Below are 18,113 nucleotides of genomic sequence, written 5' to 3'. Positions count from 1 at the left end.
GGACTCTCCCCGACCCGCCGGCCCACGGATGCCCGTTCCGGCTCACGGGGGCGTTGTCGTCCGGCTCACGGGGGCTGTCGTCCGGCTCACGGGGGCTGTCGTCCGGCGGTCAGGCGGGCCGGGCCGCCGGACGACGGTCAGCCCAGGGTGGGATGGGCGCAGGCAACCTGGACCAGGGCGGCGCCGGATCGCCGGGACGTCACGGGAGCGCCACCGCGGGTAGCATCGACAACCGCATTCGTACCTAGCGTCGGGGGGGCAGGTATGCATGGTTGAGTTCCTTCCACTGGTCACCCGACCGGACACTGTGGTGTCCGAGCGGGCACCGGCCCGGAGCCTGCGGGTCGCCCTGGTCAACATGCCGTGGGCCAGGCTCGACGCGCCGTCGATCCAGTGTGGACTCCTACAGTCCGTGGCCCGCCGGGCCGGCCACCGGTGCGACGTGCACTACCTCAACCTCGACTTCGCCGTCGCCGTGGGACGGCAGGTGTACGAGGGCCTGTCCGAGATGCGCAGCGAACGGCTGCACCTGATCGGCGAGTGGCTGTTCTCCTTCGCCGCCTTCGGCGAGATCCTCCCCGAGGACCGGTACTACCGGGATTTCCCCGAGGTCGAGGCGGACTGGGCCAGGATCACCGGCCGGAGCCTCGACGAGCTCACCGAGCTGCGGCGCACCACGATCCCGCAGTGGCTCGACGCCTGCGCCGGGCGCATCGACTGGGGCGCGTACGACGTGGTCGGCTTCACGTCCACGTTCCTGCAGAACACCGCGTCCCTCGCCATGGGGCGGGTGCTGCGCGAGCGTCACCCGGAAGTGGTGCAGGTCTACGGGGGCGCGAACTTCGACGGTGACATGGGGGCCGAGTACGCCGGCAAGGTGCCCTGGCTCGACTACATCGTCGCCGGGGAGGGCGACGTCGCCTTCCCCCGCCTGCTCGCGGCGATCGCGGAGTCCGGCACGACGCCGGACGGCCCGCTCCGCGTCCCGGGTGTGCACACCGCCGCAGGGCCGAACCCGGACGGCGCCGACGCCCCCCGGACCACCCACCTGGACCAGCTACCGGTACCCGACTACGCGGACTACTTCGCGAGCCTGACCGCGCACGGCCGGACCAGCGTCCTCGGCTCCGCCCCGGTCAAGCTGCCGGTGGAGTTCGCCCGTGGGTGCTGGTGGGGCCAGAAGCACCACTGCACGTTCTGCGGCCTCAACGCGCTCGGCATGACGTACCGGTCGAAGAGCGCGGGCCGGGCCCTGGACGAACTGTCCACACTGCTCGACACCTACCCGTCGGTGCACATCGAGGCCGTCGACAACATCATCGACATGGGGTACCTCTCCTCGTTCTGTCAGGAACTGGCCGAACGGCGCTGGGACATCCACGTCTTCTTCGAGGTCAAGGCGAACCTGACCCGGGAGCAACTCGCGGTGCTGCGCCGGGCCGGCATCCTCTCCATCCAGCCGGGCATCGAGAGCCTCAGCACCCCGGTGCTCAAGCTGATGCGCAAGGGCGCCACCCGGCTGCTCAACATCAGGTTGCTGAAGTGGGCCCGCTACCACGGCATCCGGGTCGCCTGGAACCTGCTGACCGGCTTCCCCGGCGAGAGCGACGACGACTACCACCAGCAGGTCGCGCTGATCCCCCTGCTGCACCACCTGGAGCCCCCGGACGGGTGCAGCAGGCTGTGGCTCGAACGGTTCAGCCCGTACTTCACCGACCCCTCGTTCCCGCTCTCCGACGTGCGGCCCCGGGCCAGCTACCGGCACATCTACCCCGACTACCTGGACCACTCGCGGATCGCCTACTTCTTCGACTACACCGCCGAGGGCACCGGTAGCGATGAGGCTTACCAGGCACTCGCCACCGCCGTACGGCAGTGGCGGCGGCGGTGGACGGCCAACCGGCCGTCCCTGATCTACCAACGCCTGCCGGGGCGGCTGACGCTCGTCGACAGACGCACCGACCAGCCCCGCAAGGCCGTCCTCACCGGCTGGCAGGCCGACGCGTACGAGCGGTGCGGCGACTCGCCCCGCTCGGCGGGCCGGGTCCACGGGTCGTTGCGGGCCGACGGGCACGACGTCTCCGTCGAGCAGGTCACCCGGTTGCTGGACCGGTGCTGCCGGTCCGGGGTGATGGTCGAGGAGAACGGCCTCTACCTGTCCCTCGCGCTCCCGGAGAACCCGGGATGGTGGTGACCGCTGCCGAGCGCCGGGCCCTGGCCGGGCAGGTGGCCGCGCGGCTGGCCGGGACGCCCGGGGTGACCGACGCCTTCCTCACCGGCAGCCTCCTGGTCGGGCTGGGCAACCGCACCTCCGACGTGGACCTCTACCTGCTCGGGCCGGACATCGCGCCCGGGCGGCACCAGGTCTTCGCCGAGTCGGTACGCATCGACGTGCATCGGCAGTCGACCGCCGGGCTGGCCACCACCGTCGACCGGGTCGCCGCCGCCTCCCTGCGCAGCGACGCCGGGGCGGCCGTCGTCGCCGACCGGGACGTCGTCGCCGCGCTCCGGCTGCGGTGCGGGGAGGTCGTCGTCGACAGCGGGTACCTCGGCACCCTCCAGCGACGGCTGCGGGAGCGCGACGGGACGCTGCGCCGGCTCCTGCTCACCCGGTGGTTCGACGCGGCCCACTACGGGCAGGAGGACCTGGCCGGGCTCCTCGACGACCCGGCGGACGCGGACGCCGCGACGATGGTCGCCCGGCTGCTGCTGCGGACCGCCGGCAAGGCTGTCGCCGCCGCCTGCGACGACCTGTTCCCCGGGGAGAAGTGGGTGTGGCGGCAGCTCGACCGGTCCGCCCCGGCCGGCTTCCCGCTCGCCGACTTCCGCCGGCTGCTGCGGGTGGACCCGCTGGCCGATCCGGCGGGAACCGGCCTGACCGACGTGCGGCGGTTCGCCCAGACCTGCCTGGCGGCGGCGGCCACCCTCGGTTGGCACGGCGTACCACTGGCGTGCTGGCCACGCTGGCAGCCGGCGGACGGCAGCCTGCACCGGCCACCGGAGCTGTCCGTCCGGGCCTACGTGGACGGCGTGGTGGTCACCGCACCCGACAGCCGGCGGGTCCGGCTGAGCCACGCCGCCGCCCTGGTCTGGGCGCTGTGTGACGGGGTCGACGACCGGACCCTCCGGCAGGACACCGAACGCCTCAGCCGGACGCACCCGGTCTACCACGGCCTCGACCGGGAGCGCACCGCCGGGCTGGTGGCCGGGCTGGTCGAGGCCCGCCTCGTCGAGCGGAGACGCTGACATGAAGGTCACCTACCACCGCAGCACCTCCCTCGACCTCTACCTGGCCCTGCACCGTGAGGTACTGGGCCGGTGCTCGTGGGAGGTGAGCCTGCTGCCCCGGCCGGTCGAGCCGGTGATCGCCGCCTTCCGCGACGGGCTGCGCGGGTGGCGCGGGAACGCCACCCCGATCCCGCCGGTCGGCTTCGCCGCCACGGGCGGCCCGCAGGAACCCCTCGACGAGCCGACCCGCACGGTGCTGCGGGCGATGGCGGCGGCCCGCCCGTCCCTGCTGCCGGCGATCGACGGGTACGCGGAACACCGGGCCCGCGCCGAGGCCGAGCTCGACCGGCGGCTGTGCCTCGACCGGGTGGCCGGGCCACTGGCCGAGGCGATGGGTGTCCCCGGGACGGGCCTCGAACTCCCCCTCTACCTGGTGCCGTTCGCCCCGTACCCGCCGTCGGTGGGTTTCCTGACCGACGGCGGCCGGGTGGTGGGCGGGTACCTCGACTGCCGGCGCTACGTCGGCGCCACCCTGGCCGACGCCGCCCTGACCCAGCTGGGCTGGGCGCTGCTGCGCAACGAGCAGCACCCGGACCATCTGCTGCACCGGCTACGCGCGCTGCTCCCCGACTCCGGCCCGTACCCGGACCGGTTGCGGCTGCTGCTGACCAAGGTCCTGGTCGAGCTGACCGCCGGCCACCTGATCCGGAGCACCGATCCCACCCACCGGCCCTGCGTCGACGTGTTGGGTACCGCCTGGCGGTTCCCCCGCCTCTACGACCTCGCCCGCCGGCACTGGCTGCGCTACCTCGACGGCCTGACCGACCGGGAGGACGCTCTCGCGGCCATCGCCGGGGAGGCCGCGTCGTACGCGCCACGGTGGTACGTGGAGAACATCGACGGGGCTGCCCTGGCGGCCGACTTCTACCTGCTGGAGTGGCTGGCCGCCTCGGGTGACGCGGCGGCCCGGGCCCGGCTGGCCGAGTGGGCGCCGCAGTTGGGCGCCGACTTCGCCGCCCAGTTGGACGTCATCATCGGCACCGAGCTGGGCCACTACGAGTGTGCCCGGCGGGACACCCTCGACCCGGCGTTGGCCGGTTTCCTCGCCGAGGTGACCACCGGGGACAGCCGGGTGGGCTGGTGGCGCAGCCGGCGCGCGCTCGGCGAGGTACCCGCCCTCGACCTGGCGGTGCAGGCGTTCGCCGGTCCCGGGGTGGAGTACGGCGGGGAGGCGTGGGCGCCCATCGCGGCCATGCTGCGCCGGTACGCCGCCGGTGAACTGCCCGCCCGGGTCTTCATCGACCAGTGCTTCACCCTGCAACACAACAACGGCTGCCTCTTCGACAAGTACTTCGAGGCCGAACACCTCTGGCCGGTACTGGAGGCCCAGGCCGCCGGTGACCTGGAGCTGCTCGCCCGGCACGCCTCCGCCGAGGTCCGGGGGCGCTGGCAGCGGCACCGGCGGCAACGGGAGGCCGGCTACTCACCACGGTGGCTGGGCGGGAACCGGGCGCCGGTTGCCCCGGGGACCGAGCCGGGTGGTCCCGGGATGGTGGCGGCCGTCGGGCCACCGGTCGGGCCGCCACCGACCGGCGGACGGCTCACCATCGGCGCCGCCCCACCGGGCAGCCTGGGCTGCGGCTCCCGGGCGGAGGCGGCGGAGTACGCCCCGTCCCCGGCGGCGGTGACCGAGCCGATCCGGTCGCGTACCTGGCACTTCCGTCGGCCGTGGCCGGCGGAACCGCAGCGGTACGACCACGTCACCGCCGTCCTGCACACCAACCTGGGGCCGCTGGAGATGCACCTGTGGCCGCAGGTGGTGCCGTACACGGTGGACAACTTCGTGGCGCTGGCCCGGGGCACGCGCCCCTGGCGGGACCCGGAGACCGGGGTCCGCCGCCGGGAGCCGTTCTACGACGGCACCCGGTTCCACCGGCGGGTACCCGGGTTCGTGATCCAGGCCGGTGACCGCTCGGGCACCGGTACCGGTGGCCCTGGTTACCGCATCCCCGACGAGTTCCAGCCCGATGCCACCTTCGACCGGCCGTTCCTGGTGGCGATGGCGAACAACGGTCGGGACAGCGCCGGGTCCCGCTTCTTCATCACCCTCGCCGCCGCCCGCCACCTCGACGGCGCGTACGTGCCGTTCGGTGCGGTGGTCGACCCGGCCTCCCGGGAACTGGCCACGGCCATCGCCACCGCCCCCGACCCGGTGGTGATCGAGCGGGTGACCATCGACGCCGGCTGAACCGGCGGCGGACCGGTGTGCCGGGCCGACCGGCGTCGACTGAACCGGCAGCTCAGGCGAAGTCGTCGTGCCCGTGCCGCCGGGCCCGGCGGATCTGCACGGCGACCACGAGCGTCGCGGCACCGAGCCAGGCCGCACCGACCACCGCCTCGGCCACCACGCCGGAAGCCCACGGGTCACCGCGCAGGTGGGCGTGGATGGCGGCGAGCCCGTGCCGGCCGGGGACCACCGTCCCGATCGCGTCCAGCGCGGGGATCCGACCCGGTGGCAGGAAGGCACCGCTGCACAGCATCACGACGTAGCCCATCAGGTTGCTGACCAGCGTCTCCGCCCGCCGTCCCACCGCGAAGGCCGCCGCCGCCAAACCGGCGGCCGTCGCCGTGAACGAGATGAGCAGGTAGATGCCGGCCACCGGGAGCAGCCGCACGGCGAGCCCACCGAGCCCGGCGAGCGGGGCGACGACGGCGGCAGAGACCAGCAGGACGGCGAACCCCACCACCGGGTACGGCAGGGCACGGGCGGTGAACACCACCATCGGGGGCAGGTGGCCGGTACGCAGCCGCCAGAACGTCCCCGACTCCTTGTCCGCCACCGGCACCTGGGAGACGTAGAGGATGTTGGTCATGGCCAGCCCGAGGACCAGCCCGCCGACGAAGGCGTACTCCTGGTGCCGGGTCCCGGCGAGGACGCCGCCGAGCAGCGTGAAGAAGAGGATCTGCAACAGCATGCGCGGCAGGAGGCTGCCGGCGACCACGCTGGGCGGGTTGACGGCGTGGAACTCGCGCCAGCCGAACCGGACCGTCTCCCCCAGCCGCCACACCGCCGGCACGGCCAACCGGTCAGATGAGCTCAAGGGTCCCCTTCCGCCGTCCGGCGTCGACCGCGACACGCAGGCAGACCACCGCCAGCAGCAGGTACCCGAGGGTCAGCGCGACGGCCACCCCGAGCGGCGCGAGCCGCACCGACCCGCCGCTGACCGCCACCACGAACTCGTGCACCCACCGGAGACTGAGCAGCGCCGGTACCCAGCGCAGCCAGGCCGGCAGCGCGTCGGGTGGGATCAGCAGGCCACCGAGGATGAAGACCGGGTAGATCAGCGCACCGGACCAGGCCAGACCGTGCCGCGTCACCAGGAACAGGCAGGCCAGCAACATGCCGAGCGCGGTACCCGAGGCGACCACGACCAGCAGCGCCACCAGCAGCCACCCCGGATGCGGTACGGCGAACCGGAAGCCGAGTAGCGCCACCACCGCCGCCGAACTGGCCAGGATGCCGACCGCGCTGTAGACCGTCGCACCCAGGCTGCGGCCGAAGAGCACCAGGCTGGGTGAGTAGAGACTCGTGACACTGCGCGCCAGGGTGCCGTAGCCGCGTTCACGCCGCAGCACCCCGCCCGCCGTCCAGACGGTGGCACTCCACATCGCGGTGAGCACGACCGCCGACACGGTGACGGTTGCCTCGCCGGGGGTCAGGTCCCGGGTGCCGGCGACGACGAAGAGCAGCGCGACCGGCTGGATCACGGCGACCACGACCACCATCGGCCGGGTACGCATGCCCTGCTGCTCGGCGCGGAGCGCCATCCAGGCCACCCATCCGCCGGTCAGGAGGCGCTCGGTCATCGCCGGTCCGTTCCGGCTGCCCCAGCCGTCCTGGCCGGCTCGCCCTGCGCCAGCCGTTGCATGACGAGCGCGTAGACGTCCTCCAGCCGGACCGGGGCGACGTCCACGCCGAGCACGTCGGCGTCGGCCAGCGCGGCGCTCAACTGCTGGAACATCTCGCCACCCCAGTCGGGTACGCGCAGCCGCGCGGTCCACACCCCACCCTGGTCCTCGACGCTCTCCACCGCCATCCGGTAGGAGTCGAGCCGCGCCGGCAGCGGGCCGCGCCCCTGCAGCGTCACGGTGGCCGCGAACCCGGCCGAGCGGGCGAACTCGGCCGCCGGGGTGTCCACCATGACCCGGCCCTGCGCGACGACCAGCACCCGGTCGGCCAGGCGTTCGATGTCGAGCAGGTAGTGGCTGGTCAGCAGGATCGAGACGCCGGTACGGCGCAACGCGGCGATGGTGGTGCGCAGCCGCTCGGCCTCCACCGGGTCGAGCCCGACGGTCGGCTCGTCCAGCAGCAGCAGGCGGGGCTCCGCGACCAGGCCGAGCGCGATGTGCAGCCGCTGCCGCATGCCCTTGGAGTACGTCTCCACCGGCCGGCGGGCGGCTTCGGCGAGCCCGACCCCGGCGAGCGCGTCGTCCACCTTGGCGCGGATGGTCCGCCGCCCGACCCCGGCGAGCATGGCGAAGTACCGGAGGTTGTCCCGGCCGGACAGCGCACCGTAGAAACCCCGGTCACCGCCGAACACCACACCGGTCAGCCGACGCACCGCCCGCAGCTCGCGGCGCACGTCGTGGCCGAAGACCCGGGCCGTACCCGTGGTCGGCTCCAGCAGGGTCGCCAGGATCTTGGTCAGCGTGGTCTTGCCGGCGCCGTTGCTGCCGAGCACACCGAGGATCTGCCCCTCCGCGACCTCGAACGTGACGTCGCGCAGCGCCACCACCTCGTGCCGGCCCCGGCCGAACACCCGACCCACCCCGGTCACCTCGACCGCCGGTACGCCCATCACGCCTCCCCGTCCCGCCTGGCGTCCAGCGCCGCCCGCGCGGCCGTCAGCCGCACCACCGGCAGCCGCGCCGGCGAGCACGACAGATAGCCGACCCGGAGTTCCCGGAGCAGACGCACGGCCACCGGATCGACCGCCTGCTCGCCGCACACGCCGATCCCGATCCCGGGCTTCACCCTACGGGCGGTGTCGACCGCGTGACGGACGAGGCTGCCGACACCCTCGTCGTCCCACCGGACGGTCGGCGGATCCGTGATCAGGCCCAGATCCTGGTACCGGGGCAGGAGTTCCCGTTCGGCGTCGTCCCGGGACAGTCCCCACACCAGGGCGGTGAGGTCGTTGCTGCCGATGGAGAGGAAGTCGGCGACCCGGGCCAGCGCACCGGCGACCAGCGCGGCGCGCGGGGTCTCCACCATGGCCCCCACCGGCATCGGGTCGACCCTTCCGGCGAGCCCGAGCGAGTCGTACGCCTGCCGCAGGGCGGCGCGGACCAGGTCCAGCTCGGCCGGCACCGTCACCATCGGGACCAGCAGTTCCGGCCGGGGGTCACCGCCGTCCCGCCGGACCCGGGCGGTCGCCTCCACCAGGGCGGTCACCTGCACCGCGAGCAGAAGCGGATCGAGGGCAGCCAGTCGTACGCCGCGCACCCCGAGCATCGGGTTGCTCTCCCAGAGCCGGCGCACGGCGGCCAGCCGGACCGGATCCGGCCCGGACTCGCCCCGGCTGTCGGCCACCGCTGCGGCGACCTCCAACCCGACCAGGTCGGGTAGGAACTCGTGCCGGGGCGGGTCGAGCAGCCGGACGGTCACCGGCCGGCCGTCCATCACCCGCAGCATCGCCACGAAGTCGGCCCGCAGGATGTCCCGCAGCTCCGCCAGGGCCTCGCCGCCCGATGCGGTCCCGGCACCGGTCAGCGCGCGGGCGAGCAGTGGTTGCCGGTCACCGAGCAGCATGTGCTCGATCCTGCAGAGACCGATCCCGGTCGCCCCACCGGCCCGGCCGGCCTCGGCGTCGGCCGGGGTGTCCGCGTTCACCCGCACCGGCAGGTCCGCGTACCGGTCCGCTACCGTCAGGAGCCAGTCGACCGCCGGTGCGACGCCGTCCGCGACGGTCGCCTGGGTCGCTTCCGCGGCGCCCCGGTGGATCCGGCCGGTGTGCCCGTCGACGGTCACCCCGTCACCGGCGACGATCGGGTCCCCGGCCGCCGGACGCAGGCAGGACGCACCAGGGTCGACCCGGGCGTCGGTGAGCGCGGTGACACAGACCCGGCCCAGTCCACGGGTCACCACGGCCGCGTGGGACGTGCTCCCGCCGTGCTCGGTGACCACCGCGGCGGCGGCCAGCAGTCCGGGCAGGTCCGCTGGCCGGCTGGTGGGCAGGATGAGGACGGGGTGGGCCCCCTCGGCCCGGGCGGCGACCGCGTCCGGGGTGCTGAACACGGCGACCCCACTGACGATCCCGGGTGCGACGCCGAGCCCGTGGCACACGACGGGGAGACCGGTCACCCGCGCGACGGGGGTGAGCGCCCGACCGAGGTCCCCGTCGTCGACCAGGTCGAGGGCCTGCACATCGGTGACGGCGCCCTGCGCCGCGAGACGCGCGACGTGCGCGACGAGGGCCGCGCCCCGCAGCTCGGCCGGGGTGACCGCGATGACCTGCACGTCCGCACCGTCGACCACGAATTCGACCCGCACCGGATGGCCGGCCTGCTGGTGCGCGGCGTCCACGAGCGCGGTCAGTTGCCCGCCCCAGGGGTGCGCCGGGGCGACGGCGGCAAGGTCGTGGCCGCCGGTCAGGAGAAGCTGCGATCCCGTCGCGGCGAACCGGATCTGACCCGACAGGCCGGGCCGACCGGTGAGCGGGTCGCACGAGTACGCGAGCCCGCTGGCGGAGTCGGTGAGCAGCCTCGGTCTCCCGTCTAGGACGTGGAGACTCCGGCGAGCGGTGCGCCCGCCGGATCCCCCGTGAGGTGGTGCGTGGTGCGCTGTCCTACGTCAGCCGCGGACCGCGTCCACGTGGACGCCGAACAGGTACGTCCGGTCCTCCACCTGGAAGGCTTCCTCGTCGGTGATCGGAGTGAAGTCCAACTCGACGAGGTCGTTCTGGGTGTCCGTTGCCAGCGGACGCTCTGAGGCACGGGTAACGGTATCCATATAGGCGAGACTACATACGCTCGATGCATCCCGCGACCCCGCTCCGTGGACACCGTTCGCATTCATGGTCGACATCCGGGCTGCTCCACGCACCCGTGTGCCATTTACTGCGGGCCCGATACCCGGTCAGGATTCGAGATATCCGGCGAGATAGGTCAACGAGGCGGCGGGGTCGGCACCCGTACCGTGGGGACGGTGGAGTTCGTCGACGTAGACGGCGATGTCGGCGAGTTCCCACCACAGTGCCCAGAGAGCGAAGCCGTCCGCCGTGACCGTCCGGCCGGTAGCCCGGGTGTACCGGGCGAGGAGGTCGTCCACGTCACCGACCGGTGCACCGCCGGCCAGCCGGTCGAAGGCGGGGGTGAGCATCCACAGGTCCCGCTCCGGCGGGGCGATGCGGACCGTCTCCCAGTCGATGAGTCGCAGGCCGTGCGGGGTACGCATGAGGTTGCCGGGATGCGGCTCTCCGTGCGTGACCACCCAGTCCACCCCGGTCCGCCGTACCCGGTCGACCAGCCGGTCGAAGTCGGCGAGCAGGCGTGCCACGTATCCGGCGCGTCCGGCGAGCAGCTTCCGGGCCGGCTCGGCGTACGGCCCGCCGGTCCACTCCCGGTCGAGATCCGCCAGCGCCCCGTGCAGCCGTTCCCAACCGGGCAGCACCAGGTCGAGGCGGGGTGCGGTGGCCGCGACGACCGGGGTGGCCCGGTGCAGCCGGGCCAGCAGGTCGACCACCTCGGCCCGGTCGCCGGGCCGGTGCGGGCCGAACCGTCCGGCGGTGCCCGCCACCATCGGCGCCACCGACAGCGCGTACCGGTCGGTGAGTCGGCGCACCACCGCGCCCGTACGGGTCGGGACCGGCGCGACGACGCAGTCCAGCCCGGCGTCGGCGTGCAGCGCCAGCGCGGTACGGAACGCCCGGTCGAGCCGGTCGAACGCCCCGTTCCGCCCGGCCTCCCCAGCGCCGAGGTCGTCGACGGTGACGAACCACGCCGTGCCGGCCCCGTCGACCACCGACCAGTGGTAGCCGCCCGCCCCGACCGGGAGGTACTCCGCCGACCGGACCCGGATGGCCCAGCCCTCGTCGAGCGCCACGAACAGGTCGGTCTCCGCGAGACCCGCCGGTCTGTCCTGCATGGGCGGGCATTCTGCCCGCTTCACCACAGGTTCGCAGCTGACTATCCGGCGGCCGGCTACCGGTCTGGTCCCGCGCCACCGCCGGCAGCGGCCGGCATGCACACCCGGGTGACGATGCGCGCGGCCCGCACCGAGACGTACAGATCATGCTGCCTGCTGCCCTCGTAGCGCTTCTGACCTGGCCCGCCGATAATCGACGCATGAAAACCGGCGTGTCTCGTCGAGTTGCGGGGGCGTACCGCGTTACCGCGATATCGATGGTCGTCCTGCTGGGATTCTTGACAGCATGTAGCGGTCCGGAAAAGAAGCAGACGACGCCACCGGAAGCTTCGACACCGCCCATGCCCAGCGCAGCCCCGCCGATGACCGGCGGCATTGCCCCTTCCACCGCGGCTGTTCCCGCCACCGCCTCCAAACTTCAGTGACCCGCTGGCAAACCTCACAGTGGTCAAGAGATTCGAGGGCTACCGGGATTGTTCCTTCGGGAACTACGTCTACCGGAAGACCGAGAACAGGGGCGGCCGGCTCGTGCGCCGAGCCTCCCCGGCCGGGCAACCGGCGCCCTACCGGCACGGCAGGCGCAGGCCCTCCAGCGGATCCTTCGGCTCTGCCGGCCGCTGACGCCCGGGCGGCCAGCACACCGGGCACCCGCACGGAGTCATCGGCAGATCCGGGCGGGACTGCGTGAGCATCCACCCGCCGCACTGCTGGTGCGGTACCGGGATGATGGGGTCCAGGACCCGGGCGCAGTAGTTGCACGGGCTCTCGACGCCAGGACTGGCAGCTGACGTCGGTACCCGCCGAGGCAGTCGCGCGGTCATTTCGCCTCGCGGGTGACCGGCAGGCCCCGGGCGAGCAGCTCGGCGTACGCGTGCGCCCAGTGCCGGCCCACGCCGCGTGGACACTGCCTGCCGCCACACCCAGCCGGTGGGGCGCCGCAGACCACCGCTCAAAGTGACGGGCGCCCCCTGCTGGGGGCGACGGCGGTACCACTCTCATCGCGCGGACACAGGATGTGCACCGCCGTCGCTGCCCCGGACCGGTCGTGACGGGGACACGACCACCGATTCGGTTGCAGAGACGCTACGACCGATCACGGACAGCGACAGGGACAGTCTGTCCCCTGGTGACACCTACCAGTCGATGCCGATGGCCAGGGCCAGCTCTCGGGCATCCTCGCCCACCGTGCCCCGCCGATCCGTCAGCTCCAGCACAGCGGCCCGGGCGAACGGGTGGTGGCGCATCGTGTCGCTGCTCTCGCGCAGCGACCGGCCGAGCAGGTGCACCGCGGCGACCTCTTCCCGGCGCAGCAGGTGCGCCCGGGCGGCATCGATCAGGTGTCCGGCTCGTCGGCTGCGCGACGGGATCGCCGAGTAGTCCGCCGAGTCGGCTCGGCGAACCGCTTCGCCCGGCCGGCACAGGTCGGTCTCGACGGTGACCGCGTAGGCGGCGCAGGCGGCCGGGCCGAACATCAGCCAGGGGTGGACGTAGGTGGCGCCGAGGCGGGTGCTGGCCTTGTCGGCGGCGTCCCACGCCCGCCACGCCTCGCCGGCCCGGCCCGCCTTCGCGTGCCCGAGCGCCAGGCCCAGGTGCAACTGTCCCCATCGGGCGAGCTGGTCCGGGCCGGCCGCCGGGTCGACCAGGCCGAGGGCGTTCAAGGCTCCGGCGACCAGCGCCGCCACCGGCGGTTCGCCGACGGCGCAGGGCGGCGGTAGCGCTGTGGACCGGCTGCGCGCCGCGTTCGGCGGCCGTTCCAAGACCACCGTGGTGGAGCAGGTCACGCCGCAGACCAGCGCCGAGTGGGTCCTGGCGCGCCTGCGCCGTGGCCCGGCCTCGGCGCAGGCGCTGCTGGACCGGCCGGACTGCCCGGTCAACCAGGCCCAGCTCTACGCGCTGCTGAGCCGGCTCAAGGACGCCAAGGAGGTCACTCCGCCCGCCCAGCGTGGCGGCCCCTGGACCGTCTCGGCCTGACCGCCGCCGTGAGATCCGGCCCCACTGTGTGGTCCGCCTCTCGCGGTGGCCGCCAAGCCCCCCACCCCCCGCCCCTGCCGCACGCCACCTGCCCGGACAAGGAGACCCCACCCATGGCCAGCACCGCCCGCCGCCCCCGCCGCCGCGCCAAGCAGGCCGAGGCTGACCACGGCGCCGCACTCGCCCGCCGCACCGGCCTGGCCGCCCGCGCCGCCTGGCACCACACGGCCCGCGCTGCGGGTCGGCTGGCCCGCCGGCTGCCCAGCCCACACCGCACGCCGGGCCTGGACCTGCCCGGCCACGACAACGCCGGCCTCGCGCTGCTGCTGACCGGCCTGCTCCTCGCCGCCACCGAGTGGACCCACCCCGCCGGCCTGCCCGGCCGGCTCCTGGACATCCCCGCCGGCATCACCGGCGGGCTGCTCGGCCGGCTCGCCCCATTGCCGCTGCTGTGGCTCGCCGTGCAGGTCATGCGCCACCCGGCCGGCACCCACACCGTCCGGATCCTCGCCCAGGCCGCCGGTATCGCGCTGACCGCCGCCGGCGTGGCCGGGCTGCTCGACCTGGCCGCCACCGGCATCGGCGGTCTGCTTGGGCGGGCCACCGGAGCCGTCGACGCCGTCCTGTCCGCGTGGGGCGCGGTGCCGCTGCCGCTCGCCCTGGTCGCCGCCGGGACCACCGCCGTCACCGGCATCTCCCCGGTCACCGCGGTGACCGCCCTGGCAGCCCTCCGCCGCCGCCCGGCCCTCGCCACCCCGGCCGCCGCCGACGACTTCGACGACGACCGCTTCGACCTCGACGAGGACGACGAGGAGGAGACGGTGGACGCGCCGCCGCGCCCGACTCCGGCGGCCCGCCCGGCCACGCCCACGTCGGCCCGCCCGGCCGGCGCTGATTCCGGGGAATCACCCGGCCGGCTGCCGCCCCGGTGTCACCGGCAGCCCCGGACGGGTATCGGCTGCCGCCATTGAGCCTGCTCGCCGCCGGTGACCCGCCGCGTGCACGGACCGCCGCCACCGACGCTGCAGGGCGTGCTCGACGAGTTCAAGGTGGCCGCGACGGTGTCCGGGGCCCGCCGCAGGCCGACCGTCACCCGCTACGAGATCACCCTCGGTGCCGGCGTGAAGGTCGCCAAGGTCGAAGGGCTGGCGAAGAACTTCGCCTACGCCGTCGGAGCCGAGGTGCGGCTGCTGGCCCCGATCCCAGGCAAGTGCGCCGTCGGGGTGGAGGTGCCCAACCCCGACCGGGAGACCGTGACCCTCGGCGATGTGATCCGCTCCCGCGCCGCCCGCGACGGGCACCGTCTGCTGGTGGGCCTCGGTAAGGACATCGACGGCAGCGCGGTCACCGCGAACCTGGCGACCATGCCCCATGTCCTTATCGGAGGGGCCACCGGATCCGGCAAGTCCGGGTGCCTGAACACCCTGTTGGTGTCCCTGCTGACCCCCCCGACGAGGTGCGGCTGCTGCTGATCGACCCCAAGCGGGTCGAGCTGACCGCCTACGAGGGCATCCCCCACCTGGTCACCCCCATCGTGACCAACCCGCGTAAGGCCGCCGACGCCCTGAGCTGGGTCGTGCGGGAGTCGGACCAGCGCTACGACGACCTCGCCGCCCACGGCGTGCGCCACGTCGACGACTTCAACCGCAAGGTCCGCGCTGGCCAGATCACCACCCCGGCCAGCAGCCAGCGAGTCCTGGAGCCGTACCCGTACCTGGTGGTTGTCGACGAAGTTGGCCGACCTGATGATGGTCGCCCCCCGTGACGTCGAGGACTCCGTCGTGCGGATCACCCAGCTCGCCCGCGCCGCCGGCATCCACCTTGTCCTGGCCACCCAACGCCCCTCCGTCGACGTGGTCACCGGACTGATCAAGGCCAATGTGCCGTCCCGGCTCGCGTTCTCCACCAGCTCCCTGACCGACTCCCGGGTCATCCTCGACCAGCCCGGCGCCGAGAAACTCCTCGGCCGCGGTGACGGACTGTTCCTGCCCATCGGCGCGTCCGCCCCGACCCGCATCCAGGGAGCCTGGGTCACCGACGACGAGGTCACCGCCGTGGTCGACCACTGGCGCGGCCAGAACGCCACCCCAGCCCCGCCGGCACCGGTGGAGCCAGCCACCCCGACGGCCACCACGCCGGCCGTGGACACCGCAGTGGTCGACGACCTCAGCGACGACGACCGCGCCCTGCTGCGCGAGGCCGCCGAGCTGGTCGTCACTAGCCAGTTCGGGTCGACCTCGATGCTGCAACGCAAGCTGCGCATCGGCTTCGCCAAGGCTGGCCGGCTCATGGACACCCTCGCCGACCTGCGCGTCGTCGGCCCCTCCGAGGGATCCAAGGCCCGCGAGGTCCTGGTACGCCCCGACGAACTGCCCGACCTGCTCACCGCCCTCGGCGGCGACTCCCCCACCAACCCCGACGCCACCGTGCTGCCGTTCCCCCACAGCGGCACCCGCCGCTGAAACCGACAAGGAGACCCGCATGACGATCACCACGACCACCACCGCGCCGGTCACCATCCCCGTACGGATCAAGCTGCTCGACACCGACGCCGCCGACCAGCCCCGCGTCAGCGAGATGGTCGTCACCGGCTGGCCGGTCGCGCCCGGCCTGGCCGTGCACGTCACCGTCGACGACGGCGGACAGCGCCTGGACGGCCGCTACAGCCTCGTTCACCTGGCCAGCGGCCTGACCATCACCCAGCGGCTGTGCGCCCGCCACGTCGACCGGGCCGCCGCAGCGGCGATCGCCACCGGCATCGACTGGACCGAGGACTCCCCACAGGTTCTCGCCGACCCTCGCGTCAACGCGCTCCGCCCCGGTTCCGTCGCCTGGGACTGGTGCGGCTACGACGACTTCTGCCGCCCGCAGACGTACCCGCGCCCCGACTCCCCGACCTACGCCCCGACCAGCCGCTAACGCCGCCGGGCGGCCCCCACGCCCTGAGAAGCCGGGGCCGCCCGCCAACTCCCCATCCACACTCAGACGACAGGAGTCACCACCATGGTGCCCGATCCGGCCTATCTCGGCGCGACGTACGCCGGCGACCGTGACCCACACGGCCCACGCCGCCACTTCACCATCCCGACCGCCGGTGCGTACGCGGTGCTGGTGGACGTCTCCCCCAGCATCACCGACAGCACCTCCCACTGCACCGGCTGCGGCACGACCGACAGCGACTTCTCCCACCTGGAGATCCTCGCCCGCGCCGGCGCCCACGCCGCCGCCTGCGGCCGGGGCACCGCCACCACCGCCCTCGACGCCGAGGTGGCCACCGTCCGCGCCGAACTGGCCCGCATCGACCCCAAGACGTCCGGCTACCTGCAGATCGCCGGGGTGCTGCTCGGCGCCGGCCTGGCCGTGCTCGGCAGCGCCGGAGCCGGCGGACACCTCCCCCCGACCGCGCTCGCGGCCGGCGCGGCCACCGCCGCAGTGGTGCTCGCCGCAGTGGTCCTGCTGCTGCTGGCCTCCCGCCCGCGCCTGGGCGGGGACTTCGGGTTCGTCGCCTACGCCGACACCGACACCGCCCAGGACGTCCTGGCCCGCATCGTCGGCGCCGACACCGACCCGGCCGCCCAGACGACCCCCCTGGCACGCGCCCGCGAGTTGTGGTGGCTCTCCCACGCCGTACGGGCCAAGTACACCGCCATCTCCCGCGCCGTGCCGCTGCTACTCGCCGGGTACGCCGGCGCCGCCACCACCGCAGCCCTGGCGATCTGGGCCCGGTGACCGCGATGACCGTGACCACCACCCTCGTCGTACAAGACCGCGTCGACGCCTACGACCTGTTCGCCCACGCCCGCACCACGCTCGGCCTGCCCCTGGACGGCCGATGGCACCTGACCGACCACGGCCGCGTCCACATGCTGCAAACCCTGCCCGGCCAGGGCGCACCGGCCCTGGCCAGCGTGCACTTCCCCGTCGACGGCAGCCGGCACCCCGGCGAGCCCGACGCCGGCATCCCCGGCGGCTACGCCCTGCTCGCCTTCACCACCGACGGCGGCGACACCAACAGGACCCAACGCCGGCACCGCGACCTCGCCGGCCGGGCCGGCGCGTGGCTCACCAACCGAGGGCTGCGCTGGACCTGCTCGCACGCCGACGGACCCTTCAGGGGGTTTCCTAACGCTCGTGTCACCGGGGATCATTTAGTTGATCTCTGATTGAGGGATGGCCTTGGGTCCGGTTCGGCCGGGATGATGTCCGTCTGTAGACTGGGCTTCCGGAGAATTTCTCTGATCTGGTTGAGCATTGGACGCTGCTGGAGTCGGAGACCGACCTGCTGGCGACGAAGCGTGGCGCGACCCGGCGGCTCTGAGGGGGGTCAGGATGATCGCTGGTGAGTCGATCGCCTCTGGACACTTATGGCCTCGTCGAGCACTGGACGCTGCTGCCGGATCGGCTGGATCTGGTGGTGTGTCTGCACGAGGCGTCGCGGCTGGTCTTGTTCGCCCGTGCCGCGCGCCTGGATGTGTGGTGGCTCACGTGTGGGTGGGGATGGCTCGTGTCACCGATTTCGACTACCGTCACTTTGCGGTGCTGGATGCCTGGCTCTCGGTGATCGACATCTTGGGTGGCGGTGGAGGGCGTCGGTCGGGTTGCAGGGCGAGGAGTTGGGGCCTCGGCCGCCGGGTGAGGGACAGTGCCGAGGTCATCGCCGACGAGATGGTCGGTGGCTGGGGTGGCGGTCAGCGCGGCTGACTGATTCGCACTGGGTGCCCCTGATTGGGGGCAGGGAAGGAGCGTTGCGCGTTGGCCGCCGCCGCCG

Annotated in this window: 16 protein-coding genes and 2 pseudogenes; 11 read left to right on the top strand and 7 right to left on the bottom strand. The window is 73.5% G+C overall.

Features of this window, described 5'->3' with window-relative positions:
• Window positions 1–268: 268 nt before the first annotated feature.
• The 3 genes from V6U90_RS25125 to V6U90_RS34005 all read left to right on the top strand — a co-directional run bounded on the left by V6U90_RS25125 (window position 269) and on the right by V6U90_RS34005 (window position 5,476).
• Window positions 269–2,194, top strand: coding sequence for a RiPP maturation radical SAM C-methyltransferase (locus tag V6U90_RS25125; protein WP_334441405.1), 1,926 nt, complete (start codon window positions 269–271; stop codon window positions 2,192–2,194).
• Window positions 2,185–3,246 (top strand): hypothetical protein, encoded by a 1,062-nt coding sequence (locus V6U90_RS25120; RefSeq protein WP_334441403.1) that lies wholly within the window; start codon window positions 2,185–2,187, stop codon window positions 3,244–3,246. The genes V6U90_RS25125 and V6U90_RS25120 overlap by 10 nt, the downstream gene beginning before the upstream one ends.
• Window positions 3,247–4,999: 1,753 nt before the next feature.
• Window positions 5,000–5,476: a peptidylprolyl isomerase gene (locus V6U90_RS34005; RefSeq protein ID WP_442933670.1), complete on the top strand. Its 477-nt coding sequence runs from the start codon at window positions 5,000–5,002 to the stop codon at window positions 5,474–5,476.
• A gap of 52 nt (window positions 5,477–5,528) precedes the next feature.
• Here V6U90_RS34005 and V6U90_RS25110 read toward each other — a convergent pair whose 3' ends face one another.
• The 7 genes and pseudogenes from V6U90_RS25110 to V6U90_RS25080 form a co-directional block, all read right to left on the bottom strand.
• Complete coding sequence (locus tag V6U90_RS25110; protein WP_334441399.1) at window positions 5,529–6,329, bottom strand: ABC transporter permease; 801 nt, start codon at window positions 6,327–6,329, stop codon at window positions 5,529–5,531.
• The gene (locus V6U90_RS25105; RefSeq protein WP_334441397.1) at window positions 6,316–7,095 is read right to left on the bottom strand and encodes an ABC transporter permease; all 780 of its coding nucleotides are present in this window, start codon (window positions 7,093–7,095) and stop codon (window positions 6,316–6,318) included. Before V6U90_RS25105 ends, V6U90_RS25110 begins: the two co-directional genes overlap by 14 nt.
• A complete protein-coding gene (locus V6U90_RS25100; protein ID WP_334441394.1) occupies window positions 7,092–8,087 on the bottom strand; it encodes an ABC transporter ATP-binding protein in 996 nt (331 codons plus the stop codon). The genes V6U90_RS25105 and V6U90_RS25100 overlap by 4 nt, the downstream gene beginning before the upstream one ends.
• Complete coding sequence (locus V6U90_RS25095; protein WP_334441392.1) at window positions 8,087–9,814, bottom strand: putative PEP-binding protein; 1,728 nt, start codon at window positions 9,812–9,814, stop codon at window positions 8,087–8,089. The genes V6U90_RS25100 and V6U90_RS25095 overlap by 1 nt, the downstream gene beginning before the upstream one ends.
• Window positions 9,815–10,081: 267 nt before the next feature.
• Entirely contained in the window at window positions 10,082–10,240 is a 159-nt protein-coding gene (locus V6U90_RS25090) for a hypothetical protein (RefSeq protein WP_208811573.1), read from the bottom strand.
• A 126-nt stretch (window positions 10,241–10,366) separates the two neighbouring features.
• Entirely contained in the window at window positions 10,367–11,374 is a 1,008-nt protein-coding gene (locus V6U90_RS25085) for a phosphotransferase family protein (protein ID WP_334441388.1), read from the bottom strand.
• 1,133 nt (window positions 11,375–12,507) lie between these two features.
• Window positions 12,508–13,032 (bottom strand): annotated as a pseudogene (locus V6U90_RS25080) (XRE family transcriptional regulator); the annotation flags it as partial.
• Between the two features lie 61 nt (window positions 13,033–13,093).
• On the opposite strand from V6U90_RS25080, the gene V6U90_RS25075 reads away from it, so the two are divergent.
• The 8 genes and pseudogenes from V6U90_RS25075 (at window position 13,094) to V6U90_RS25040 (ending at window position 18,046) form a co-directional block, all read left to right on the top strand.
• A complete protein-coding gene (locus V6U90_RS25075; RefSeq protein WP_334441386.1) occupies window positions 13,094–13,345 on the top strand; it encodes a hypothetical protein in 252 nt (83 codons plus the stop codon).
• A gap of 113 nt (window positions 13,346–13,458) precedes the next feature.
• Window positions 13,459–14,316, top strand: a complete 858-nt coding sequence (locus V6U90_RS25070; protein WP_334441383.1) for a hypothetical protein — start codon at window positions 13,459–13,461, stop codon at window positions 14,314–14,316.
• 15 nt (window positions 14,317–14,331) lie between these two features.
• Window positions 14,332–15,110 (top strand): annotated as a pseudogene (locus V6U90_RS25065) (DNA translocase FtsK).
• Window positions 15,067–15,807 carry a DNA translocase FtsK gene (locus tag V6U90_RS25060; protein ID WP_334441380.1) on the top strand — a complete coding sequence of 247 codons (741 nt, stop codon included), beginning with the start codon at window positions 15,067–15,069 and terminating at the stop codon, window positions 15,805–15,807. Before V6U90_RS25065 ends, V6U90_RS25060 begins: the two are co-directional and overlap by 44 nt.
• Before the next feature lie 19 nt (window positions 15,808–15,826).
• Window positions 15,827–16,264 (top strand): hypothetical protein, encoded by a 438-nt coding sequence (locus V6U90_RS25055; RefSeq protein WP_334441378.1) that lies wholly within the window; start codon window positions 15,827–15,829, stop codon window positions 16,262–16,264.
• A gap of 84 nt (window positions 16,265–16,348) precedes the next feature.
• Window positions 16,349–17,074: a Pycsar system effector family protein gene (locus tag V6U90_RS25050; protein WP_334441376.1), complete on the top strand. Its 726-nt coding sequence runs from the start codon at window positions 16,349–16,351 to the stop codon at window positions 17,072–17,074.
• Between the two features lie 5 nt (window positions 17,075–17,079).
• Window positions 17,080–17,508, top strand: a complete 429-nt coding sequence (locus tag V6U90_RS25045) for a hypothetical protein (protein WP_334441374.1) — start codon at window positions 17,080–17,082, stop codon at window positions 17,506–17,508.
• Window positions 17,509–17,842: 334 nt separating this feature from the next.
• Window positions 17,843–18,046, top strand: coding sequence for a hypothetical protein (locus tag V6U90_RS25040; protein WP_334441372.1), 204 nt, complete (start codon window positions 17,843–17,845; stop codon window positions 18,044–18,046).
• Window positions 18,047–18,113 lie beyond the last annotated feature (67 nt).

Source organism: Micromonospora sp. CPCC 206060, from assembly GCF_036906895.1.
Taxonomy (GTDB): domain Bacteria; phylum Actinomycetota; class Actinomycetes; order Mycobacteriales; family Micromonosporaceae; genus Micromonospora.
The sequence above is the reverse complement of the archived record's forward strand: the minus strand, read 5'-3'. Positions and strand labels throughout refer to the sequence as shown.

Coding starts and splice junctions, on each gene's coding strand:
- V6U90_RS25055 (WP_334441378.1), top strand. CDS start 15,827: ATGACGATCACCACGACCACCACCGCGCCGGTCACCATCCCCGTACGG.
- V6U90_RS25085 (WP_334441388.1), bottom strand. CDS start 11,374: ATGCAGGACAGACCGGCGGGTCTCGCGGAGACCGACCTGTTCGTGGCG.
- V6U90_RS25120 (WP_334441403.1), top strand. CDS start 2,185: ATGGTGGTGACCGCTGCCGAGCGCCGGGCCCTGGCCGGGCAGGTGGCC.
- V6U90_RS25040 (WP_334441372.1), top strand. CDS start 17,843: ATGGCTCGTGTCACCGATTTCGACTACCGTCACTTTGCGGTGCTGGAT.
- V6U90_RS25070 (WP_334441383.1), top strand. CDS start 13,459: ATGGCCAGCACCGCCCGCCGCCCCCGCCGCCGCGCCAAGCAGGCCGAG.
- V6U90_RS25050 (WP_334441376.1), top strand. CDS start 16,349: ATGGTGCCCGATCCGGCCTATCTCGGCGCGACGTACGCCGGCGACCGT.
- V6U90_RS25125 (WP_334441405.1), top strand. CDS start 269: ATGGTTGAGTTCCTTCCACTGGTCACCCGACCGGACACTGTGGTGTCC.
- V6U90_RS25045 (WP_334441374.1), top strand. CDS start 17,080: ATGACCGTGACCACCACCCTCGTCGTACAAGACCGCGTCGACGCCTAC.
- V6U90_RS25105 (WP_334441397.1), bottom strand. CDS start 7,095: ATGACCGAGCGCCTCCTGACCGGCGGATGGGTGGCCTGGATGGCGCTC.
- V6U90_RS25090 (WP_208811573.1), bottom strand. CDS start 10,240: ATGGATACCGTTACCCGTGCCTCAGAGCGTCCGCTGGCAACGGACACC.
- V6U90_RS25100 (WP_334441394.1), bottom strand. CDS start 8,087: ATGGGCGTACCGGCGGTCGAGGTGACCGGGGTGGGTCGGGTGTTCGGC.